We start from the raw sequence: 18,631 nt of genomic DNA, 5'->3' as shown, positions 1-18,631 counted from the left end.
TGGACTCTCAAAGTAAGAAGCACACATTTCCGCTGCGTTGACCGCAGGAGACGCGGAGGTTACGACGCCTTGCAGTTGAATTCGAGGTCGTCCGGGTCGGTGGTCTCGTACTTGCTCGTCTGCCAGGTGACGGCCGCGGCGGCGCGGACCTTGAAGAAGTGTTCCTTGAACTTCTCGTGGACGTCCGCGTCGGTGATCCGCAGGATCACGTCGTCGTTGTGCCAGGGTGACTTCCGGTTCAGGTTGTGGCTGCCGGTGAAGACAACCTTCTGGTTCGGATTCCCGGCGTAGTGGCCGTCGATCAGGATGTTCTTCTCGTGCGTGCCGCACTGGTTGTTGCTGAAGTCGCGGACCTCAGGTCCGTGGAACTTGCCGGTCGGCGCGCGCAGCAGCCCGCCGCGCAGTGGCCCGTCCTTCGCCTGGCTGATCTTCGAGCCGACGATGTCGACGTAGCAGCCCTCGTTGTCGAGCCGCCACAGTTCGGCGGCGACGGCCGCGCCACCGCCCTTGGCGATCTGGGCCGCGGCCACCCGCACGATGGTGCGGTGCCCGTCGTCGGTACCGCCGGACGTGTTGCCGTCGCACTTCACGTTCTTCAGGATGTTCGCGAAGGTGACCGTGCTACTCGACTCCTTGCGCGGCGAGACATACATCTTGTACTTCGCGTTCGATACCGGGCCGTGGTCGTCGATGAAATGCTGGTACTGGTCGTCGCGCCTCCGTTCGGAGTTGAGATCGAAGAAGTACTCCTGGTACTTGTCGTACAGCCACTTCCCGTCGTCGCCCATCGCGGTGAACGCGGTGTTCCACATGTTCGGGCCGGAGGGGCCGCTGAGATTCGAGCTCGTCTGTACGACGACGTTCGACTTTCCGCCGGTCTTGCTGAACAGGTAGAACTTGTTGTGCATGATGTGGTCCCCGATGCACGCGGTGGCCTTGTTGCCGTCGGACGGCGTCCCTCGTGGGCAGTACTTGATCCAGGACAGCCGGCTCTCGTCCGCGGCCTTCTTGACCTCCCGGTACGACGTCGTGTCGCCGTGCGCGGCGTCGACAATCACCTCGACCGTCACGCGTTTGGTCTTGATCTTGTCGATCAGGGCCTTCGCGACCTCGTAGTCGTCGAACCGGTACGACGCGATGGTGATCTTGGAGTCCAGTTCGGCTCCCTTGATCAGGTTCACGAGGTAGTCGCGGATCCGGTAGCGCTCGCTCGTGGAGCCGTTCGGATCGTTGTCGACGAACGTCGTGGGTTTGTCAGGTGCCTTGTTCTCCTTTTCCTGTGCTGTGCCGGCGGCCTGAGCACCCCCGCCGAACGCCAGTGCGTAGGTCGTCGCGGCGACCACGAGCCCTTTGACCAGATCCGAAGGTTTCATGCGGGCGACGCTAGGCAAGCGGGCTATACACCGGTTATCGCGCGGAGATAACCGCCCTATAGCGAGGGCTCCTACTGTCCTGGAATCGGCAATCCAGAAAGGGGAGTGGTGATGGGCACGCGAATGGTGCTCACCTCGGCGGCGACAGTCGCGCTGATGGTGGGCGGCGCAGGGGCGGCCGCGATGACGCCGGAGAGCCGGCCTGCCGTCCCGGCCGGCGCCGAAGCGGCGCGCGAGAAGGACTGCCGGGCGACTGCGAACAGCCTGCCGAGTAGCGACAAGCACATCTATCTGTACGCGGTGCCGAAGTGCGAAGGCAGTCATGGCGCCAAAGACGACTCGGACAAGGACGGCGACTACGACGACGGCGAGGGCCAGATCAAGCACTTCGACAATCTGACCGTCTCGTTGATCAATCACAGTGACGCGACCGTGGAGTTCTACACACGCACGAAGTACAGCCACGAGGGTGACCGGTTCTGCGTCCGGCCCGGGCATTACGTCACCAAGCTCTACATGTACGGCGACGGCAAGGAGGAGGCGGGCAATTGGAGCAACAGCATCAGCTCGCATCGCAGAGTGAAACCGGCCGACTGCAAGCGTTTCTTCGGCTGGCTCGTCAAATGACACGAGGGGACAAGGAAATGGGTTCGAGGAACAAGGCTCGACTTCTGGTGGCGCTGTCGGCCATCGCAGTCTCGGTGAGCGGCACGATGACCGCAACCGCGGCACCGCTGAACGACCGGGCCGGCTCGGAGGTGGCCCGGTTCGCGACGCAGGCTCGCGACGCGGGACTCAGCACCACGCAGGCGCGGCAGTTGCAGCGCACGATCGACACCAGGCTCGCGCAGATGCAGATCGGGGCGCACCAGGTCGGCTTCAACGAGATCATGACCGATGACGGCAGTGCCAAGGTCACCCTGTCCGTACCGGGCGCCAAGGCCCCGGGGGACCGAAGGTGCAACGGCGGGCGGCTGTGCTTGTGGGCGGGCGACTTCTACGACCACGACAAGGTGACGCTGTACTACTGCAAGTTCACCGACCTCGGCAAGCTGAAGCCCGCATGGAACGACCGCCTGACGTCGTACCTGAACTTCCAGACGAAGGGCACGAAGGCGAAGTTCTACAACTACAAGAGCGGCAAGTTCCAGTTGCGGTTCACCAGCACCGCTCCGCACCGGGAGCCTGATCTGGGGCGCTACCCCGGCTTGAACAACATGATCGACGGCGTCAAGCCCTGCTAGCAGCCTGAGCTCAGCACCCGGGGAGGGAACCGATCGTCGTCTAACCTGAACTGATGGTCGGGGACGGGGTGGAGATCCGGGTGCTGGGCCCGGTCGAGGTGACCGTTGGCGGGAGAGCCGCATCCCTCGGCGGACAGCGTGCCCATCAGGTTCTGGCCGCTTTGCTGATGGAGGCCGGCCGGGCGGTGTCGGCCGAGGAGCTCATCGACGCGGTGTGGGACGACAACCCGCCCGCGTCGGCACGCACGCAGCTGTCGATCCAGGTGTCCACCCTGCGGCGCGCGTTCGCGGAGGCGGGCTGCGAGCGCGAGCTGATCGAGACGACGCGGCACGGCTACCGGCTGAACGACCAGGAGGTTCGGATCGACCTGGCAGAGGCTGAGCGGTTGCACGCCGAAGCGCAGGCTGCGTCCGATCTCGAGGACGCGGCTGACCGCCTGCGGACTGCGCTCGCACTGTGGCGTGGCACGGCGTTGAACGATCTGTCGACGCGTGCGCTGATCGCCGGCGCCCAGCGGGTGGCCGACCTGCGGCTGACGATCGCCGAGCAGCTGTACGACGTGGAGCTCGCCCTCGGGCGGCATCGCCAGGCGATCCCCGAACTGAGCGCACTGGTCGTCGAGCAACCGTTGCGCGAACACCTGCGCGTGCAGCTGATGACAGCGTTGTGGCATTCGGGCAGACCGGCGGAGGCACTCGAGTGCTATCGCGACGGCCGCGACGTACTGATCGAAGAGCTCGGGATCGAGCCCGGCCGGGAACTGCGCGAGCTCGAACGTGCAGTGCTGGCCGGCGCGGCACCGACCGATCCACGAGCGGGCCCGGAGACCGTCGTACCGGCTGAGCTGCCGCTCGGCGTACCGACCTTCACCGGACGGGAGGCCGCAGTTGGCTGGCTCCGCGAGCAGCTGACGTTGGGGCCGCCGATCGCGGCCCTGGCCGGTCCCGGCGGCGTTGGCAAGTCGGAGCTCGCGGTGCACGTCGGGCACCTGGTCGCCGACGCCTTTCCCGATGGTCAGTTGTACGTTGACCTGCGGGGATCCACTCCAGATGTCCCGCCCCTGGAGCCGGCCGATGTACTCGCGCGGTTCCTGCGCTCGCTGGGAGCCGTCGACGCGGCGATCCCGGTGGGAACCGACGAGGCCGCAGTTCGGTTCCGGTCGATGACGAACGACCTGCGACTGCTGGTGGTCCTCGACAATGCTCTCGAGGTCGGGCAGGTCGAGTCGCTGATCCCGGCCGGGCAGAACTGCCGGACGATCGTCACCAGCCGCAGGATTCTGGCGACCCTGCCCGGCGCCGTGCACAAGCCGCTCGAGATGCTGCCCGAGGATGACGCGGTCACCTTGCTGGCTCGCCTGGTGGGCTCGGAGCGGGTCAACCTCGCGGAACCGGCGCAGCGCCAGGCCGCAGCGGACGTCGTACGGCTCTGTGGATTCCTGCCGCTCGCCGTCTCGATCGCGGCGTCCCGGCTGACCTCCCGGCCCTCGTGGACCCTGCGGACGATGGCTGATCGGCTGGCCGCGACCGGTCACGGCGCTGCGTCACGGCGGCTGGCCGAGTTGCAGACCGAGGACCGCGGAGTCCGGGCCAGCTTTCAGGTCAGCTACGAGGAGCTCGGTGAGCCGGAGCAGCGGCTGTTCCGGCAGATCAACCTGGTGGACGCCGCCGACTTGGGGGTGCCGGTCGTCGCGGCGCTGGCAGGAACGGATCTCACTACCGCCGAGGACCTGCTCGAGTCCCTGGTCGACATGCAATTGCTGGAGAGCCGGCGGCCCGGCCGGTACGGCGCACACGACCTGCTGCGGCTGTTCGGCCGCGACCACGCCGGCGCGGCCGACGACGAGGCGAGCCGCACAGGCGCCGTACGGCGTGCTTTGCACTGCTACCTGGCCACGGCCCGCACCGCGTGCCTGCTGCTGAACGCCGACGCGGCCTGGAGAGTCGAGGTCGGGCCGGCCATTCTCGAGGCTGTCGGCGTCGAACTCGGCGATCGTGACGAGGTCTACCGCTGGCTCGACGCCGAGGTCGGCAACCTGTCTGCGATCGTGCGCCAAGCCGCGATCCTCGACCCAGACCTGGCGGCCGCGATCTGCTCGGCGGTCGGCCTCGGGCTGACGCTGCGCGGCCGGCATCGCGACCGGCTCCGGCTCGGTGAGCTGATGCAGGCCGCAGCCAGGGAGCCGCAGCATCACGCGGTCGCGCACGAGAACATCGGTGCAGCGCTACTGCGCTGGGGCGACTACGGCCTCGCCGTCGAGCATCTGTCGCACGCGTTGTCGCGGTACCGGGAGATTGGGAACGAGGCAGGCCAGGCAGTGCAGTTGGCTGGGATGGCCACGTCGTACCGACTGCTCGGCCGGTACGACGAGTCGATTGCGCACTCGCGAGCTGCCATCGAGCTCAACCGCCGTACCGAGCGACCCACCGCCACGGCCGACAGTCTGACGAGCCTGGGCCTGACGTACCGACACGCGGGCCGGCCCGCCGACGAGGTTGCCGCACATACCGAGGCGCTGGTGATCGCCGAACCGCTCGACGAGGCCAACTGGCTCGCGAACATCTTGTGCAATCTGGCCGAGGCGACCCGGCTGGCGGGCGACCCGGATCAGGCCCTCGCCCACTTCGAGCGCGCGCACGAGACCAGCCGGCGTTCCGAGTCCACCCAGACCCTCCTCGACGCAGAGATCTGGTGGGGCCTCGGCCGTACCCGGCACGATCTCGGCACGGCCGGTGTCGCCCGCGACTGCTGGCGCCGCTCCGCAGCCATCCTGCACGACCTCGGTCTGATCTCCGCCGCGGAGAAGCACGAGATCAGTCGCTCCGACATCCCGGCTGTTCCGGACCCGATCGACCGGAACACCTGAGCGGGTCGGCGACTGGGCTACGGCCGCAGCGCTCCGGGGGAGAAGGCGGCCAGTACGGTCGCGGTGATGTAGCCGGCGGCCTCGTCGGGGGTCAGGCGGCCGGCGGTGATCTCGTCGGCGGCGCTGTGCATGATGCTGTGCAGTACGCCGACCAGCCAGGTGGTCGGCAAGTCGGTGCGGAAGACACCTTCGTCGCGGCCGCGCTCGATCAGGCGCTCGACCCGATTGGCCGGACCTGCGTGCAGTTCGCGGATCTTGCCCGGTGGCAGGACGTCTTGAGCGGCGATCAGCAGCGAGCGTGATTGGTTCACCAACTGCCAGCTGGAGTCGACGAGTCGGGCGAGTGCGTCGCGCGGGTCGCCGGACAGGTCCACTGCTTCGAGGCCGGCGTGGCCGTCGTCGATCGCGCGCGTCAGAGCGGCTTCGACGAGGTCGGCGCGATTGGGGAAGTGGCCGTAGACGGTGACGCGGCCGACGCCTGCCGTCTTGGCGATTTCGCTGACGCTCGCCTCCGGATTCCGGCTCAGGCAGCGGATCGCGCCGTCGAGGATCGCCTCGATGCTGCGCTGCGCGTCGGCTCGTTTCGCGGGGGACTTCTCCCGGATCGCGGCCACTCGACCTCCTCTTGTCGAACACGTGTGTACGAGTTACTGTAGCTCAAATAACTCGTACACTGTTGTTCGAATTGGAGGTGTCGTCGTGTCTGATCAGACCGTCGACGAGACCGGAACCGTGAGCGCGGATCCGCGGCGCTGGCGCCTGCTGGCTTTGCTGGGCGTCGCGCAGTTCATGCTGATCCTCGATGTGACCGTGGTCGCGATCGCACTGCCGCATATCGGCACCGATCTCGGTCTGGCGCGTGACACGTTGACCTGGGTGGTCAGCGCCTACACCTTGATGTTCGGCGGCTTGATGCTGCTGGGCGGTCGAGCGGCCGACCTGGTCGGCGCCCGCAGGGTCGTCCTGACCGGCTTGCTCGTGTTCACCGCGGCGTCGCTGGTGACCGGGCTGGCCGACAACGCAACGATGGTGATCGGTGGCCGGATCGCCCAGGGGATTGGTGCGGCGATGCTGTCGCCCGCTGCGTTGTCGGTGGTCACCAAGACGTTCCACGGCGACGAGCGCAACAAGGCGCTCGGGATCTGGTCTGCCCTTGGGGGCGGCGGTTCGGCGATCGGCGTCCTGCTCGGCGGGCTGCTGACTGCGGGGCCGGGCTGGCAGTGGGTCTTCTACATCAACGTGCCGATCGGCATCGTGGTGTTCGGGCTGCTGAGCCGGACACTGCCGCGCGATCTGCCAACGGGGCCGCGCGCGCGGCTCGACGTACCGGGTGCGTTGCTGGTCACCGCAGGGACCGGTACGGCGATCTATGCGCTGATCAACGCGGGGGACTGGGGTTGGCTCAGCGCCAAGACGCTCGGACTGCTGGCGGGTGCGGTGGTGCTGTGCGCGGTGTTCGCCGTAGTGCAGCGGACCGTGAAGTCGCCGCTGATGGACCTGCGGATCCTGGTACGCCGGCCGGTCGCGGCGGGCACGTTCCTGATTCTCGTGGCGACGGCGTTGATGATCGCGGTCTTCTTCCTCGGCTCGTTCTACCTGCAACACCACCAGGGGTATGGCGCGCTGCGCACCGGCATCTTGTTCTTGCCGGTGGCCGTGGCAACGATCGTCGGAGCGCAGGTGGCAGGCCAGAGGATTGGCGGCGCCGGTGCCCGCACGGTCGCCGTGACGGGCCTGCTGATCGCCGCGGCCGGGACCGCGATCGCCGCGATCTGGGCCGGCCCGGTGATGGTTGTCATCGGCATCAGCATCGGCGCGGCCGGTATCGGAGCCGCCTTCGTCGCGTCGTCAGCGACCGCGCTGTCCCAGGTGGCTCACCACGAGGCCGGTACGGCGTCGGGTCTGCTGAGCACCTTCCACGAGTTCGGCGCAGCACTCGGTGTCGCGGTGGTTTCCAGCATCGCGGCGGCGAGTATCGCCGGGACGACCGGAGCAGGATTCACCGGCGGCTTCACCTTCGCCGCCATCACGGGAGCGGTCGCCGCGGTGCTCGCACTCCTCGTCGTACCGACGCACAAAGCCCCGGCCGGGTCTGTACCTCGGGCCCACTAGCTAGTCTTGGGGCGATGAACAGCCAGCACATCCGCGTACGGCGAGCGTCCGCCAGGGCCCTGGTCGCGCTGGTGCTGCTGGCTGGCGTGTTCGTCATGCACGGGCTGACCGGCAATCACGACGTCACGATGGCCATCACTCACCAGATGTCCGTCACCGTGGCGACCGACCATCCGAGCCCTGCCGCCGCTACCTCGGATCACGATGTGCGTGTGGCATCGGCCGATGAGCACGGGCACGAGCACTCGATGACTGATATGTGCCTGGCGATGCTGGCCGCGCTCCTGCTGGCGCTCATCGTCGCGCTCGCGCGTCGCAGTCTGACCGCCGCGCATCCCGTCCAACTGATCGGCGCCACGATTCCCGTGGCGCCCGACTGGCCGTCGCCACTGTGGTGCCGGCCGACCTTGTCGAAGCTCTGCATCCTGCGGACCTAGGCCGACCCCTGCCCAGTTCGCAGTACTCGGCTTCGAAACGACAAGGATTTCAAAACCATGCGACACCACCTGTGGAAGACCCCTGCCCTGACGGCCCTGATCGTCGTCGGCAGTCTCACCCTGGCAGCCTGCAGCGACGACGACGCCATGCCCGGCATGAACCACGGCGCACCGTCGGCGGGCACCTCGACGACACCGGCCGCTGGGTTCAACGATGCCGACGTCACGTTCGCGACCCAGATGATCCCGCACCACCAGCAGGCCGTGCAGATGTCCGAAATGGCCGGCTACACCGCGACCACGCCCGAGGTGAAGAAGCTCGCCACCGCAATCAAGGCCGCGCAGGACCCCGAGATCAAGACGCTGTCAGGCTGGCTGACCAGCTGGGGCAAGCCGGTGCCGACGCCCTCGCACGGCGGTCACGACATGACGGACATGCCCGGGATGATGACCGAGGAAGAGATGTCCGACCTCGGCAACACCGACGGCGCGCTGTTCGATCGGATGTGGATCGAGATGATGATCAAGCACCACAAGGGTGCAATCACCATGGCCAAGACCGAACAGGCCTCAGGCAAGGACGCCGCCGCGATCGCACTCGCCAAGAAGATCGAGACCGACCAGACCCGCGAGATCGCCACCCTGCAACGCCTCCTCGGCCGCCTCCCGATCGGCTGACCCCAAAGGCCGGTTAGCTAGGCGGTTCGGGGTCGCGTCAAGCACGGTCCAGTACGGCGACCTCAGCGAGCCCTACCCCACCCGGAACCGGCCCAGCAGGAACCCCCCGACCTCCCCTCACCCCTGACCCTGGGGTCGGCATCCGCCCCAAACCGGTTCGGGGCGGATCCAGGACGCATTCGGGCGGTGGATCCTCCCCGGACCACCCCTCGTGACCGCGCCGCCCCTCCCCAAACCGGTTTGGGGAGGGTCGGATCGCGGCAGCCCACGTTGCCGCCACCCAACCCGCCTTTGCCGGTATGACGTTGGGCACGGTTCAACCATCTGCGCGGGCTGGAAGTGGTTGAGGAGTGCTCAAGGTGCGCTGGCCGGGGCGACGTTGAGCACGGTTCGACCGTTTCGGTGAGGGGCAGATGGTTGAGGGGTGCTCACGGTGAGTTGGTGGTCCGCGATCTCGGGGCCTCGGGGTGTCTGGCGCGTTGGACGGAACTGTTTCGGCGCCACGACCCGGAGAATCACCGGCTACTGCGCGACCTTGAGCATCACGGACCCCGGCCACAGCCCGGCAGGCCCCAGGCGGCGTGGAGCCGCGGTCGCCGGGCTGTGATTGCGGTGCGGGAAAGAGACCGGCTTCCGGCTGCCCACCTCTCACGCACGCCGGAGTTGTCGATCGCGCGTTGAACGGTCCGGGGAGGATCCACCCCCCGAATACGACTGATATCCACCCCACACCAGTTCGCGCCGGCCGGCATCCTCCCCAAACCGGTTTGGGGAGGACTCACCACCACCGTTCCACCCGGCCGGGGAGCCCTACCCGCCGATTCGGTGGGGTAGCGCTCCCCAGCGGCGCCGTACGGCACCGCTCTTGACACCACCCGAACCGCCCAACTAACCGCCTTTGCGGCTGACCCCACGGACGGCAGGCGCTGCGTACCGGCGCCTGCCGTCCCCGGGTCAGCTACCGGATTCGCCGGCGACGATGCTCTGCAAGGCAGGCTGAAGGATCCGCTCGACGTCGGCCCGATCGGCTCCGGCCAAGACTGGATCTTGCAGGAGGTACCGGGCGATCGTCACGCCCAGCGTGCACGCGTTCAGGACCGCGGCTCGCAGCTCACCGTCGGCACCGCCGATGGTGGAGGCAACCGCCGCCTGAGCCGGGCTCATCACCTGATCGCGCAGGGCAGCTCCGGCGGCAGGATGAGTCAGAGAGCTCCTCAGTAGCGCCGCCGCGCCTTCCCGGCGGCTGGGATTTTCGAAGTCGGCGAACAGGTGGGCGGCCGCCGCGGCTGCTAGGTCGCCGGTCGCAGCACCGGTCAGCGTTTGCAAGTCGACTCCGGAAGACGCTGCCTCCGAGAAGAGGCGTTCCTTGGTGCCGAACAGTTGCATGACCAGCGCGGGATCGATCCCTGCCTCTGCGGCGATCGCGCGAATGCTCGTCCGCTCATAGCCGAGTTCGCCGAACTGGCGACGCGCGGCCGCGAGAATCGCCCCTTCGGTACGGCGGCGCCGCTCGGCACGGGAGATCGATTCTTCGTCCACCACGGTTTCACTCTACACGCGTTGACCGAATTCGCATTTCGCTCTACGGTCGTTGAGTGAATAATCGAGGAGTAGTACAGACCGATGTGCGCGCAGCGGTGGCGCTGGCGGTGCTGTCGGGCAGCCAGCTGCTGATCGTCGTGGACGCGACGATCGTCAATGTCGCGTTGGGGCCGATCCGCGCAGGCCTGGGCTTCACCGATGCGCAACTGCAGTGGGTGATCACCGCCTACACACTGGCGTTCGGAGGGCTGTTGCTGGTCGGTGGCAAGGTCGCGGACCGGTTCGGTCACCGCCGGATGTTCTTGCTGGGGACCGCCGCCTTTGGCGTCGCGTCGCTGATCGGCGGTGCGGCGGGGGAGCAGTTGGTACTGGTCGGCGCGCGCGCACTTCAAGGCGCCGGCGCCGCCATGATGGCTCCCGCGGCGATGGCGCTGGTCATGGATGTGTTCGCGCCGGGCCGCGGGCGAACGTTCGCGTTCGGGATCTGGGCCGGCGTGACGGCCGGCGGTACAGCCCTCGGATCCGTGCTCGGCGGTGTGCTGACCGAGGCGATCTCGTGGCGCTGGGTGCTGTGGATCAACGTCCCGATCGTCGCCGTCGTGGTACTTCTCGGCCTTCTGGTACTGCCCCGATCCGGCGGAGTCCGCACGTCAAGGATCGACGTGGCCGGCGCGGCGACGGCAACCGGCGGCCTGATCCTGCTGGTCTACGGCCTGAGCAGAGCTGCCGACCACGGATGGACCAGTGGAACCTTGCTGGCTCTGTTCGGCGCGCTCACACTCCTGGTGACTCTCGTGTTCCTGCAGGCGACCCGGCGGGCTTCGCTCGTTCCGGTCAGCCTCCTGCGCAACCGGACTGTCGTTGCCGCCGACATCGTCGGACTGATCTTGGGCGTTGCGATCTACGCGCTGTTCTTCTTCGTCAGCCTGTTCCTGTCCACGATTCAGGGCAAGGATCCGATCTACGTCGGTCTGGCCTTCGTGCCGATGACCGTCGCGATCGCTGTCGCTGCACGGATCTCCGGCGCGCTGGCCGACCGGATCAGTCCAGGTCGGCTGTCTGCGGCCGGTGCGCTGTTGGTGGCGCTCGGTCTGCTACTGCTGGTCAGGATCGAACCGGCGTCGAGCTACGCCGCGACGCTGTTGCCTGGCCTGGTGGTCGCCGGCTTGGGCTTGGGTTTGACGTTCGTGCCGCTCACCACGGCCGCGATGTCCAGCGCCGGACCCACCGATTCCGGGATCGCGTCCGCACTCTTCAACGCTGCCCAGCAGATTGGCGGAGCACTTGGTCTCGCGGTGCTGACCACCATCAGCACCGCAACAGCCGGCACCGCAGCTGTCGCAACCGCGGAGTCGACGACCGACGGCTGGAGTTTGGCCTTGGTGATCGCTGCCGCGTTGACCGGTGTCGCCGGATTGCTCGCGGTCACGTTGATCAGGCCTGGCACGCACCAGGTCGACGGGCGATGACGTGGTCGCCGGCTACCGCGCAGCCCTCGCGATTCCTGGCGTCGCCCGCGTGGTGGCCGCCGTACTGGTGTGTTATCTGCTGGCAGGGATGGTCAACCTTTCCCTTCTGACTAGCGCAACCCACGCCACCGCCAGCTACGCCATTGCCGGGGCCGTTGTCGCTGCCTACGCGGCAGCCGTCGCCGTCAGCGCTCCGATCTGGGGCCGGGTCGTCGACCGCCGCGGGCCGCTGTGGACTCTTGCCGCCGCCAGCACTGCCCAGGCCACAGCGTTCATCGGCTACATCACTGTCCTGGTGGTCGACGCTCCTGCACCGAGTCTCATCGCAACGGCTGCAGTCGCTGGATCCTGTACGCCGCCGGCGTCGGCGATCGCCAAGCGAATCTTCGCCAAGTACGACGACCCCGGCAGCCGCAGAGCCCTGTTCGCGATCTCCGGCCTGTTCTCCGAGCTGGTCTTCGTCGTCGGCCCACTGATTGTCGGCGGCATCGTCGCTATCGCGCATCCAACGCTCGCCGTGGCGGTCACGGCTGCCGTGTCGCTGGCAGGCGTCTGGTGGCTACGCGGAGCCCCCGCCGTACGGGAACTTGCCGCTGCCCAAGCGGGCGATCCGTCGGCCGAGCCAAGACGCCGTACCGGGTTGGATGCCGCGCAGTTGCACGTCTTGGCGGTCGTGACCCTCGGCGCGGTCGCCATCGGCGCCCTGCAGGTCAGCGTCGTCGCCCACGCCGCACACCTCGGCCTGAACCCAGGCCTGTTCGTCGCGGGCTTGGCCTGCGGCGGTGTCCTGGCCAGCTTCACCTATGGCGCTCGATCGCTCCCCGGATCACTACCGACTCAGCTCGCTGTCGCGCTGGGCCTGTACGGCGTCCTGATCGTTGCCTTCGGCACCGGCCCCGGCATCGTCATCTCCGTCGTACTGGTGCTGCTGGCCGGTGCGGTCACCGGGCCGGCCGACGCCATCGAGGCGCTCCTCATCGCCGACCACACTCCCGGCCACGCCCAATCCGCAGCATTCGCCGCCCTGACAACAGCCAACTGGCTCGGCTTCGCCGCCGGGAGCGCACTGGCCGGTACGGCGATCGATCGCGCTCCACTGTGGGCGGCGACCACTATCGCCGGCGCGGCCGCGCTGGTAGCCGCTTTGTCGCTGGTCATGCGTCGAGGGCCGGAGCATTCTGGGTAGATGGACGATCGCGACGAATTTCTCGCTTGGGTCAAGGGCGAGTTGTACGACGCGGAGTTCGCGCTTCATAACGGCGACTTCGCCCCACGACGCGCGCTCTGGTCCCGTAACGAACCGGTGAGCGTCCTCGGTGCGTGGCGCAACGCCTACGGACAGCAGGAGATCGACGAGCTCTTCGAGGGGTTGGGCCGGATGTTCTCCGACTGCACGTCGTACGCCTTCGAGTTGCAGGCGTACGACGTGATCGGTGACGCGGCGTACACGGCCGGCCTCGAACACTCGTCAGCCTCCGTCGACGGTGAGCCCCGCACGTACACCCTCCGTGCCACCCAGATCTACCGCCGCGAAGACGGCCAATGGAAGGTGTTCCACCGCCACGGCGACACGGTCATCGAGTAGCACAACCGGACGCAGAACGTCCGGAATCGTGGGTACCGTGCTGGGTATGGCTATCGCGATGTATCCCAGTTTTGTGATGGATTGTCCGGACCCGGCGGTGCTGGCGCGGTTCTACGGCGAGCTGCTCGGCTGGACGGTGAAGGCTGACGAAACCTGGGGCGAGATCCGCCCGGAGGACGGCAGCAATGTCATCTGCTTCCAGCCGGTGCAGGACTTCAAGGCGCCCGCTTGGCCGGGTCAGGACGTGCCGCAGCAGATGCACCTCGACGTGATGGTCCAGGACCTCGATGCCGCCGAGCCCGAGGTGCTGAAGCTGGGCGCGACGAAGCCCGAGCACCAGCCCGGTACGACGTTCCGCGTGTTCCTGGATCCCGCCGGCCACCCGTTCTGCCTCTGCGTCAGCTGACCTCAGCGGTGACTCCGCGCACCAGTTCGCTCAGCTGGGCCAGTTCGACTCGCGTGGGCGGCAGCACTTCGTCGAGGCGGGTGATCGGCTGGTCGACGTCCGGCGGGCGCGATACATCCATGGCGAGGACGTAGACGTTGCTGGTGCACCTGTCGGTCCGTCGAAGCGACCGGGGGCATCTGCATTTCTGGCTACTCCACCCGCCATTCCTCACGGAGTTCGACCGGCACATGCCTGATTGGTCGCTTCATCAGAGCGTGGCGAGTAAGCCCATGCGGTCAGCCAGGCCGCGCAGCTCCCGGCCGCCCGCATCTCGGCGGGCACGGAGCACCATCTCGCTGACGATCTCGCGCGCCCAGACGTTGTGCCGAGTCCGGGTCGCACCCAACTTCTCGGCCTTGGCCAGCAGATGTGTGACCTCGTCGTCTCGCCCCCGGAGTCCGTGCAGCGCGCGAGCATGGTCGACCAGGAACCGTAGGCGGCGGGTCTTGCTCGGGATGTCGCCCAACGGGACCTCGGCAGCTACCTCGGCAGCCCTGACGTGGTCGCCGGCTTCGAGCGCGATCCCGAGCCGCCACAGGTTGACGTTCGCGCGGGAGAAGTTCAGCCAGAAGGCGTTCTCGGGCTCGATTCGCTCGGCGGATTCCTCCGCCTCTCGCAGGGCCGCTTCTGGGTCTTCGCCTGCCATCTCCGAGCAGAAGGCCGTGACCAGCACGTTCATGCCGTAGACCTCGATCGCGGTCACGTTGTCCGGTCTGAGCAGCGAGGCCGCGTTTCGGGCGATGGCGTCAGCACGGTCGTACGCACCGAGGCCGATGAGGGCCTGTGCTCGCGCATAGTCGGCCGCCGCGATGTAGACCGGGTCTTCGAGGATCTGGGCAGCCTGGTGGCCACGCTCGGCCGCGACCCAGGCGAGATCCACGGCACCGAGGTTCTTCAAGAAATGTGCCGTCGAGTTGGTGGCCTGGACGAGTGACTGAAGTGCCGGCAGACGGTCGTTGTTGTCGCTGGTCGCGGCTGCATGGAGGTCGGTCAGGAGCGGGGGCAGAGCGTGGCCCACGAGGGCGTCCTGACAGTTGATCCGCGCCTCTGCCAGGCGCTGAGTCTCACGGCTCAGTTCCTGGACGGAGCGGCTGGGTTTGCCGGTCGGTAGTTCGAGCGTCGTCGATATCAGCGCGATGCGGATATCGGGGATTGCGGCATGGGCCTCGCTGTTGGCGCGGTCCGCGATGAAGTGATCGCCAGTCAGGTCGGCCACGCTGACCCGGAGCGCATCTGCGAGGGCCTTGATCGTCTTGCGGCGTTCCAGGTTGGCATTGCCGTTCTCGATCTTCGACAGGTAGCCCTTGGTGATGCCGGCCTGACCCGCGAGGGCATCGAGAGTCATATTGCGCCACTTGCGCAGACGGCGGATCTCTTGCCCGAGGTTCGCCAGGTCGTTGTCCATGACGGCAACGCTACCTGGTCGGGTTTCCGCCCGGGAAACTTTCTCGCTCCGTGGTCGCTTAGCGTTCCATCTATGATGCAAAGAGCGACGAGGGATCACGTCCTCCGGACCCAGCTTGCGCTGTCCGAGGACGAGATCGCGGACTACCTGGAGCGCTGTCCCACCGAGCATCGCTGGGCATTCGGCCCCTACCTGCGGGGCGAACGGGACCTGGCCGGTGATGCCATCGGCGAGGGAGTGGACTCCTGTGCCTGAGTTGGTAGGTGTTGGCTGATGCGTCGCGGCGAACTCTTCCGATACCGCGACCCGTCCGGCGTCCGTGGGACTGGCGTTGTCGGCCTGGTGGTGGAGTTCCCTCCGAACGAGGACGGCCTGCAGTGGATCGCCCTCAAGTGGCTCGGGAAGTTCCCCAGCCTGACGTTCTGGCCGAGCATCGAGGGCCTGCTTGAAGTGCATGGTCACCTGGGTGCATCCGAGGTGCGCTGGCTCGATCCAGACCCGTTCGACCCAGAGGACGGGGATATGGAGCCTGGCGCCGAGCGCGCGGAGCCGCTGGTCGACGTTGGCATGCACCCCATCTAGTCAGGCGAGGCCGGCGTGCCGATATGCCCCTGAATCCGCGCCGGTCGCGCCCTCCAAACCTCGCGCTCGCAGGCCCCTTCTCCTGCGAGGGGGATCGGGGCCCGTCCGTCTCTACACGAAGGAAGTGACATGTCAATCCCGTACCGCACGGGGGTTCGCTCAGGGGACGGCCCTTTCACTGTCCATCAAGACATCAGCCCGCGGCCCTCAGGAGTCTTGCGATGAACAACATCTCGGTAGACCAGCAAGCAGCGCCAGCCGACGATCTGATCGACTTTGCGTGGTGGGAAATCACTGGCAAGTGCCAGTTGAGCTGCAACCATTGCTATGCCTCGTCTGGTCCGGACGGTACGCATGGCGTCATGTCCACGACCGACTGGCTACGTGTCATCACGCAGACGCGTGAAGCGGGCGCGTCGATGGGGCAGTTCATCGGTGGCGAGCCGACACTCCACCCGGACCTGTCCGTCTTGGTCCGGCATGCTCTCGACGCCGGCATGGAGGTCGAGATCTACACCAACCTGGTCCACGTCACGCCTGCCATGTGGGAGACGTTCCGGCTGCCTGGCGTGCGACTGGCGACCTCGTATTACTCAGACGATCCTGCCGAACATCAAGCGGTCACCAACCGGCCGACCCATCGCCTCACAACGCAGAACATTGCTCTAGCGCGAGAACTCGGCGTCCCGTTGCGTGCTGGGGTGGTCGGGGTCCTGGAGCGGCAGCGCACCGAGCAAGGCATTGCGGTGCTCGAAGGACTCGGCGTACTGGATATCGGCTACGACAATCTGCGAGAGGTCGGCCGAGGAACCCGCGACGCCAACCCAGGAACTGAACAACTGTGCGGCAACTGTGGCGATCGGCAAGTAGCGATCTCGCCTTCTGGCGAGGTGTGGCCCTGCGTGTTCTCACGCTGGCTTCCAGTCGGCAATGTCAGAGTGGCCCCACTGACAGAAATCCTCGGCAGCCCACAGTTCAGCGCGGTCGTGGAGGAACTGGAGGAGTCGTTTGCACCGGCCACCAACTGCGCTCCCAATATGTGTAATCCCAAATGCGGTCCGTCGTGCAGCCCAGCGTGCCGTCCGCAGGGCACGCGGAATCCCTGCGGACCACGCAGTGGTTGCAGCCCCAACTACGGCTCCTGCAACCCGGACAAGACCCTGTGCAATCCTGCTAGGAACTGTGCACCTAACAAGTGCCGCCCCACGACATGAGCAGGACTGAGAGCGAAGCGTGACTGACGACCAGCCCGAGACCAATGGGTCAACTGGGCAGCGTGCCTTTCTTCGCCGTGTCCTCGGGCAGGCGGCCGGCGGGCTGGGTGTCGAGCTGGACGGCGATGTCATCTTTGGCTGGTGGGATCGCACGATCGGATCGGCGGCAATCGGTGGTGACGGCACTCGGCTGTGGCTGCGCGCAACTGCCGAACATCGCGACTGGGCGCGCGGCGAGGTCTGGACCGGCAACGTCGACGCTGCCGTCATCACCGGTGTACCGAAGCCTGAACTCGTTGAACGAGTGGAGTGGACCGAAGAACCGGTAGTCATCTACGCCGAGCTGTTCAGCTACATACCCGACCAGCCATGCTCGCCCACGCCAGAACTGACGACACAGTTGGACCTGTCGGACGCCTGGTGGTCGGAGCTACGAACGGCAGTCGACGAGTTGGCCACCCAGTCCACCTCTCGAGGCGAACATGATCCGGAGACCTATCTTCGCGAACTCGAAGACCTGTACGAGCGACCACTCGGCGTACCGGCTCCGGAGCTACAGACCGAACACACCGATCTGCACTGGGCCAACCTGACTCAACCCCGGCTATGGCTGCTCGATTGGGAGTATTGGGGCAGCGCCCCAGCCGGGTACGGCCCGGCCCTACTGTATTGCCACAGCCTGCTCGTTCCGGCCACGGCCGCACGCGTCCACGATGTGTTCGCCGACGTCCTGGACACCCCGACCGGTCAGCTTGCCCAACTCGCCGCCGCTGCCCACATCCTCAACCGGGCCCACCGAATGGACGACTACCCTGCTCTTCGAGATCCGGTCGGGCAGCTCACCCAGCGGATACTCACGTCGCTGGAGGGACGATGAACCAGTTGCTCATCACGCGGCTGACCTTCGCCAGCCCTCTCGGCGATGGATGGCCGTTCACGCTCCCCGCCGTACAAGCGCTCGACGGCGGGCTTGACTTCACGGCGCCAGTGACCTTTCTGGTGGGTGAGAACGGCTCCGGCAAGTCCACCATCGTCGAGGCCATCGCTGACGTCTGCGGGATCAACTCCGAAGGTGGGAAAGCCGGAACCAAGTACTCCAGCACCGGCGTTCTCACCCCACTTGGCGAGGTGCTGGAGGCCGATCTGACCGGCGCCGGACTGCGGCTGATCCACGGCCCGAGACTCAAACGACGGGCATTCTTCTTCCGAGCGGAGACCTTGTTCAACCTCGGCAACAACGTCTCCGGCATGTACGGCTTCTGGGAAGACGACCTCACCGAGCAATCCCACGGCGAAGGCTTCTTCACCGTCCTCGAAACCATGATCACCGGCCCAGGGCTATACCTCCTGGACGAACCCGAAGCCGCGCTGTCCTTCACCTCATGCCTCCGACTGATCGACCTCCTCGACCGCGTCGCGAAGCAGGGCGGGCAAATCATCTGCGCCACTCACTCGCCCATCCTTGCCAGCCTTCCCGGAGCACAGATCCTCGAAGTCGGCGACCACGGCATCCGCACCACGCCATGGGACGAACTCGACATCGTCGACCACTGGCGCCGATACCTCAGCAAGCCAGGAGCCTATCTCCGTCATTTCCTCGAAGCTCCGCCCTCCTGACCCACGTCGAAGTTCCGCAACTTGAACCCCCCGGGGAACCCGAGCGTCCACCCGCTAA

General features: G+C 66.8%; 20 protein-coding genes. 15 read left to right on the top strand and 5 right to left on the bottom strand.

The genetic code is table 11. From position 1 onward, the window contains the following. Positions 1-59: 59 nt before the first annotated feature. Positions 60-1,373, bottom strand: a complete 1,314-nt coding sequence (locus tag ABD231_RS37990) for a phospholipase D-like domain-containing protein (protein ID WP_344163822.1) — start codon at positions 1,371-1,373, stop codon at positions 60-62. 111 nt (positions 1,374-1,484) lie between these two features. On the opposite strand from ABD231_RS37990, the gene ABD231_RS37985 reads away from it, so the two are divergent. From ABD231_RS37985 to ABD231_RS37975, 3 genes are read left to right on the top strand one after another with little or no spacing between them, the layout of a single operon-like run. After that, the gene (locus tag ABD231_RS37985; RefSeq protein WP_344163817.1) at positions 1,485-2,000 is read left to right on the top strand and encodes a hypothetical protein; all 516 of its coding nucleotides are present in this window, start codon (positions 1,485-1,487) and stop codon (positions 1,998-2,000) included. A 17-nt stretch (positions 2,001-2,017) separates the two neighbouring features. Next, positions 2,018-2,617: a hypothetical protein gene (locus ABD231_RS37980; protein WP_344163814.1), complete on the top strand. Its 600-nt coding sequence runs from the start codon at positions 2,018-2,020 to the stop codon at positions 2,615-2,617. 53 nt (positions 2,618-2,670) lie between these two features. Then, positions 2,671-5,484: an AfsR/SARP family transcriptional regulator gene (locus tag ABD231_RS37975; RefSeq protein ID WP_344163811.1), complete on the top strand. Its 2,814-nt coding sequence runs from the start codon at positions 2,671-2,673 to the stop codon at positions 5,482-5,484. Between the two features lie 17 nt (positions 5,485-5,501). Here the strand turns inward: ABD231_RS37975 and ABD231_RS37970 are convergent, their stop codons facing one another. Then, the gene (locus ABD231_RS37970) at positions 5,502-6,098 is read right to left on the bottom strand and encodes a TetR/AcrR family transcriptional regulator (protein ID WP_344163808.1); all 597 of its coding nucleotides are present in this window, start codon (positions 6,096-6,098) and stop codon (positions 5,502-5,504) included. Between the two features lie 85 nt (positions 6,099-6,183). Here ABD231_RS37970 and ABD231_RS37965 point away from each other — a divergent pair, with 85 nt between their 5' ends. The 3 genes from ABD231_RS37965 to ABD231_RS37955 are packed head-to-tail and all read left to right on the top strand — an operon-like array spanning position 6,184 to position 8,711. Then, positions 6,184-7,596: an MFS transporter gene (locus tag ABD231_RS37965; RefSeq protein ID WP_344163805.1), complete on the top strand. Its 1,413-nt coding sequence runs from the start codon at positions 6,184-6,186 to the stop codon at positions 7,594-7,596. A gap of 14 nt (positions 7,597-7,610) precedes the next feature. Further along, positions 7,611-8,033: a DUF6153 family protein gene (locus ABD231_RS37960; RefSeq protein WP_344163802.1), complete on the top strand. Its 423-nt coding sequence runs from the start codon at positions 7,611-7,613 to the stop codon at positions 8,031-8,033. A 57-nt stretch (positions 8,034-8,090) separates the two neighbouring features. Continuing rightward, a complete protein-coding gene (locus tag ABD231_RS37955; protein WP_344163799.1) occupies positions 8,091-8,711 on the top strand; it encodes a DUF305 domain-containing protein in 621 nt (206 codons plus the stop codon). A 954-nt stretch (positions 8,712-9,665) separates the two neighbouring features. On the opposite strand, the gene ABD231_RS37950 is transcribed toward ABD231_RS37955, so the two are convergent. Next, positions 9,666-10,253: a TetR/AcrR family transcriptional regulator gene (locus tag ABD231_RS37950; protein ID WP_344163796.1), complete on the bottom strand. Its 588-nt coding sequence runs from the start codon at positions 10,251-10,253 to the stop codon at positions 9,666-9,668. Between the two features lie 53 nt (positions 10,254-10,306). Between ABD231_RS37950 and ABD231_RS37945 the strand changes: the two genes are divergently transcribed. From ABD231_RS37945 to ABD231_RS37930, 4 genes are read left to right on the top strand one after another with little or no spacing between them, the layout of a single operon-like run. After that, complete coding sequence (locus tag ABD231_RS37945; RefSeq protein ID WP_344163793.1) at positions 10,307-11,722, top strand: MFS transporter; 1,416 nt, start codon at positions 10,307-10,309, stop codon at positions 11,720-11,722. 1 nt (position 11,723) lies between these two features. Then, entirely contained in the window at positions 11,724-12,908 is a 1,185-nt protein-coding gene (locus tag ABD231_RS37940; RefSeq protein ID WP_344163790.1) for an MFS transporter, read from the top strand. Next, on the top strand, positions 12,909-13,307 hold the full coding sequence (locus tag ABD231_RS37935; protein ID WP_344163787.1) for a nuclear transport factor 2 family protein: 399 nt from the start codon (positions 12,909-12,911) through the stop codon (positions 13,305-13,307). 46 nt (positions 13,308-13,353) lie between these two features. Continuing rightward, a complete protein-coding gene (locus ABD231_RS37930) occupies positions 13,354-13,713 on the top strand; it encodes a VOC family protein (RefSeq protein WP_344163764.1) in 360 nt (119 codons plus the stop codon). Here the strand turns inward: ABD231_RS37930 and ABD231_RS37925 are convergent. Continuing rightward, a complete protein-coding gene (locus tag ABD231_RS37925; RefSeq protein ID WP_344163784.1) occupies positions 13,706-13,834 on the bottom strand; it encodes a hypothetical protein in 129 nt (42 codons plus the stop codon). The two genes, ABD231_RS37930 and ABD231_RS37925, sit on opposite strands and share 8 nt — an antisense overlap. A 129-nt stretch (positions 13,835-13,963) precedes the next feature. After that, positions 13,964-15,160: a helix-turn-helix domain-containing protein gene (locus tag ABD231_RS37920; RefSeq protein WP_344163781.1), complete on the bottom strand. Its 1,197-nt coding sequence runs from the start codon at positions 15,158-15,160 to the stop codon at positions 13,964-13,966. A 72-nt stretch (positions 15,161-15,232) separates the two neighbouring features. On the opposite strand from ABD231_RS37920, the gene ABD231_RS37915 reads away from it, so the two are divergent. From ABD231_RS37915 to ABD231_RS37895, 5 genes are all read left to right on the top strand, one after another. Beyond that, positions 15,233-15,415: a hypothetical protein gene (locus ABD231_RS37915; RefSeq protein WP_344163778.1), complete on the top strand. Its 183-nt coding sequence runs from the start codon at positions 15,233-15,235 to the stop codon at positions 15,413-15,415. 18 nt (positions 15,416-15,433) lie between these two features. Then, the gene (locus ABD231_RS37910; RefSeq protein WP_344163776.1) at positions 15,434-15,742 is read left to right on the top strand and encodes a hypothetical protein; all 309 of its coding nucleotides are present in this window, start codon (positions 15,434-15,436) and stop codon (positions 15,740-15,742) included. Positions 15,743-15,963: 221 nt separating this feature from the next. Continuing rightward, the gene (locus ABD231_RS37905; RefSeq protein ID WP_344163773.1) at positions 15,964-16,956 is read left to right on the top strand and encodes a radical SAM/SPASM domain-containing protein; all 993 of its coding nucleotides are present in this window, start codon (positions 15,964-15,966) and stop codon (positions 16,954-16,956) included. A gap of 19 nt (positions 16,957-16,975) precedes the next feature. Further along, positions 16,976-17,833: a hypothetical protein gene (locus tag ABD231_RS37900; RefSeq protein WP_344163770.1), complete on the top strand. Its 858-nt coding sequence runs from the start codon at positions 16,976-16,978 to the stop codon at positions 17,831-17,833. Further along, a complete protein-coding gene (locus ABD231_RS37895) occupies positions 17,830-18,573 on the top strand; it encodes an AAA family ATPase (protein ID WP_344163767.1) in 744 nt (247 codons plus the stop codon). The genes ABD231_RS37900 and ABD231_RS37895 overlap by 4 nt, the downstream gene beginning before the upstream one ends. Positions 18,574-18,631: the final 58 nt, after the last annotated feature.

It is taken from the genome of Kribbella yunnanensis, assembly GCF_039529655.1.
Classification (GTDB): Bacteria; Actinomycetota; Actinomycetes; order Propionibacteriales; family Kribbellaceae; genus Kribbella; species Kribbella yunnanensis.
The sequence above is the reverse complement of the archived record's forward strand: the minus strand, read 5'-3'. Positions and strand labels throughout refer to the sequence as shown.

What these genes read in the sequence shown, in the direction of transcription:
- ABD231_RS37910 (WP_344163776.1), top strand. Translation starts at nt 15,434, where the DNA reads ATGCGTCGCGGCGAACTCTTCCGATACCGCGACCCGTCCGGCGTCCGT.
- ABD231_RS37955 (WP_344163799.1), top strand. Translation starts at nt 8,091, where the DNA reads ATGCGACACCACCTGTGGAAGACCCCTGCCCTGACGGCCCTGATCGTC.
- ABD231_RS37920 (WP_344163781.1), bottom strand. Translation starts at nt 15,160, where the DNA reads ATGGACAACGACCTGGCGAACCTCGGGCAAGAGATCCGCCGTCTGCGC.
- ABD231_RS37930 (WP_344163764.1), top strand. Translation starts at nt 13,354, where the DNA reads ATGGCTATCGCGATGTATCCCAGTTTTGTGATGGATTGTCCGGACCCG.
- ABD231_RS37990 (WP_344163822.1), bottom strand. Translation starts at nt 1,373, where the DNA reads ATGAAACCTTCGGATCTGGTCAAAGGGCTCGTGGTCGCCGCGACGACC.
- ABD231_RS37985 (WP_344163817.1), top strand. Translation starts at nt 1,485, where the DNA reads ATGGGCACGCGAATGGTGCTCACCTCGGCGGCGACAGTCGCGCTGATG.
- ABD231_RS37905 (WP_344163773.1), top strand. Translation starts at nt 15,964, where the DNA reads ATGAACAACATCTCGGTAGACCAGCAAGCAGCGCCAGCCGACGATCTG.
- ABD231_RS37960 (WP_344163802.1), top strand. Translation starts at nt 7,611, where the DNA reads ATGAACAGCCAGCACATCCGCGTACGGCGAGCGTCCGCCAGGGCCCTG.
- ABD231_RS37975 (WP_344163811.1), top strand. Translation starts at nt 2,671, where the DNA reads ATGGTCGGGGACGGGGTGGAGATCCGGGTGCTGGGCCCGGTCGAGGTG.
- ABD231_RS37980 (WP_344163814.1), top strand. Translation starts at nt 2,018, where the DNA reads ATGGGTTCGAGGAACAAGGCTCGACTTCTGGTGGCGCTGTCGGCCATC.
- ABD231_RS37925 (WP_344163784.1), bottom strand. Translation starts at nt 13,834, where the DNA reads ATGGATGTATCGCGCCCGCCGGACGTCGACCAGCCGATCACCCGCCTC.
- ABD231_RS37895 (WP_344163767.1), top strand. Translation starts at nt 17,830, where the DNA reads ATGAACCAGTTGCTCATCACGCGGCTGACCTTCGCCAGCCCTCTCGGC.
- ABD231_RS37935 (WP_344163787.1), top strand. Translation starts at nt 12,909, where the DNA reads ATGGACGATCGCGACGAATTTCTCGCTTGGGTCAAGGGCGAGTTGTAC.
- ABD231_RS37915 (WP_344163778.1), top strand. Translation starts at nt 15,233, where the DNA reads ATGATGCAAAGAGCGACGAGGGATCACGTCCTCCGGACCCAGCTTGCG.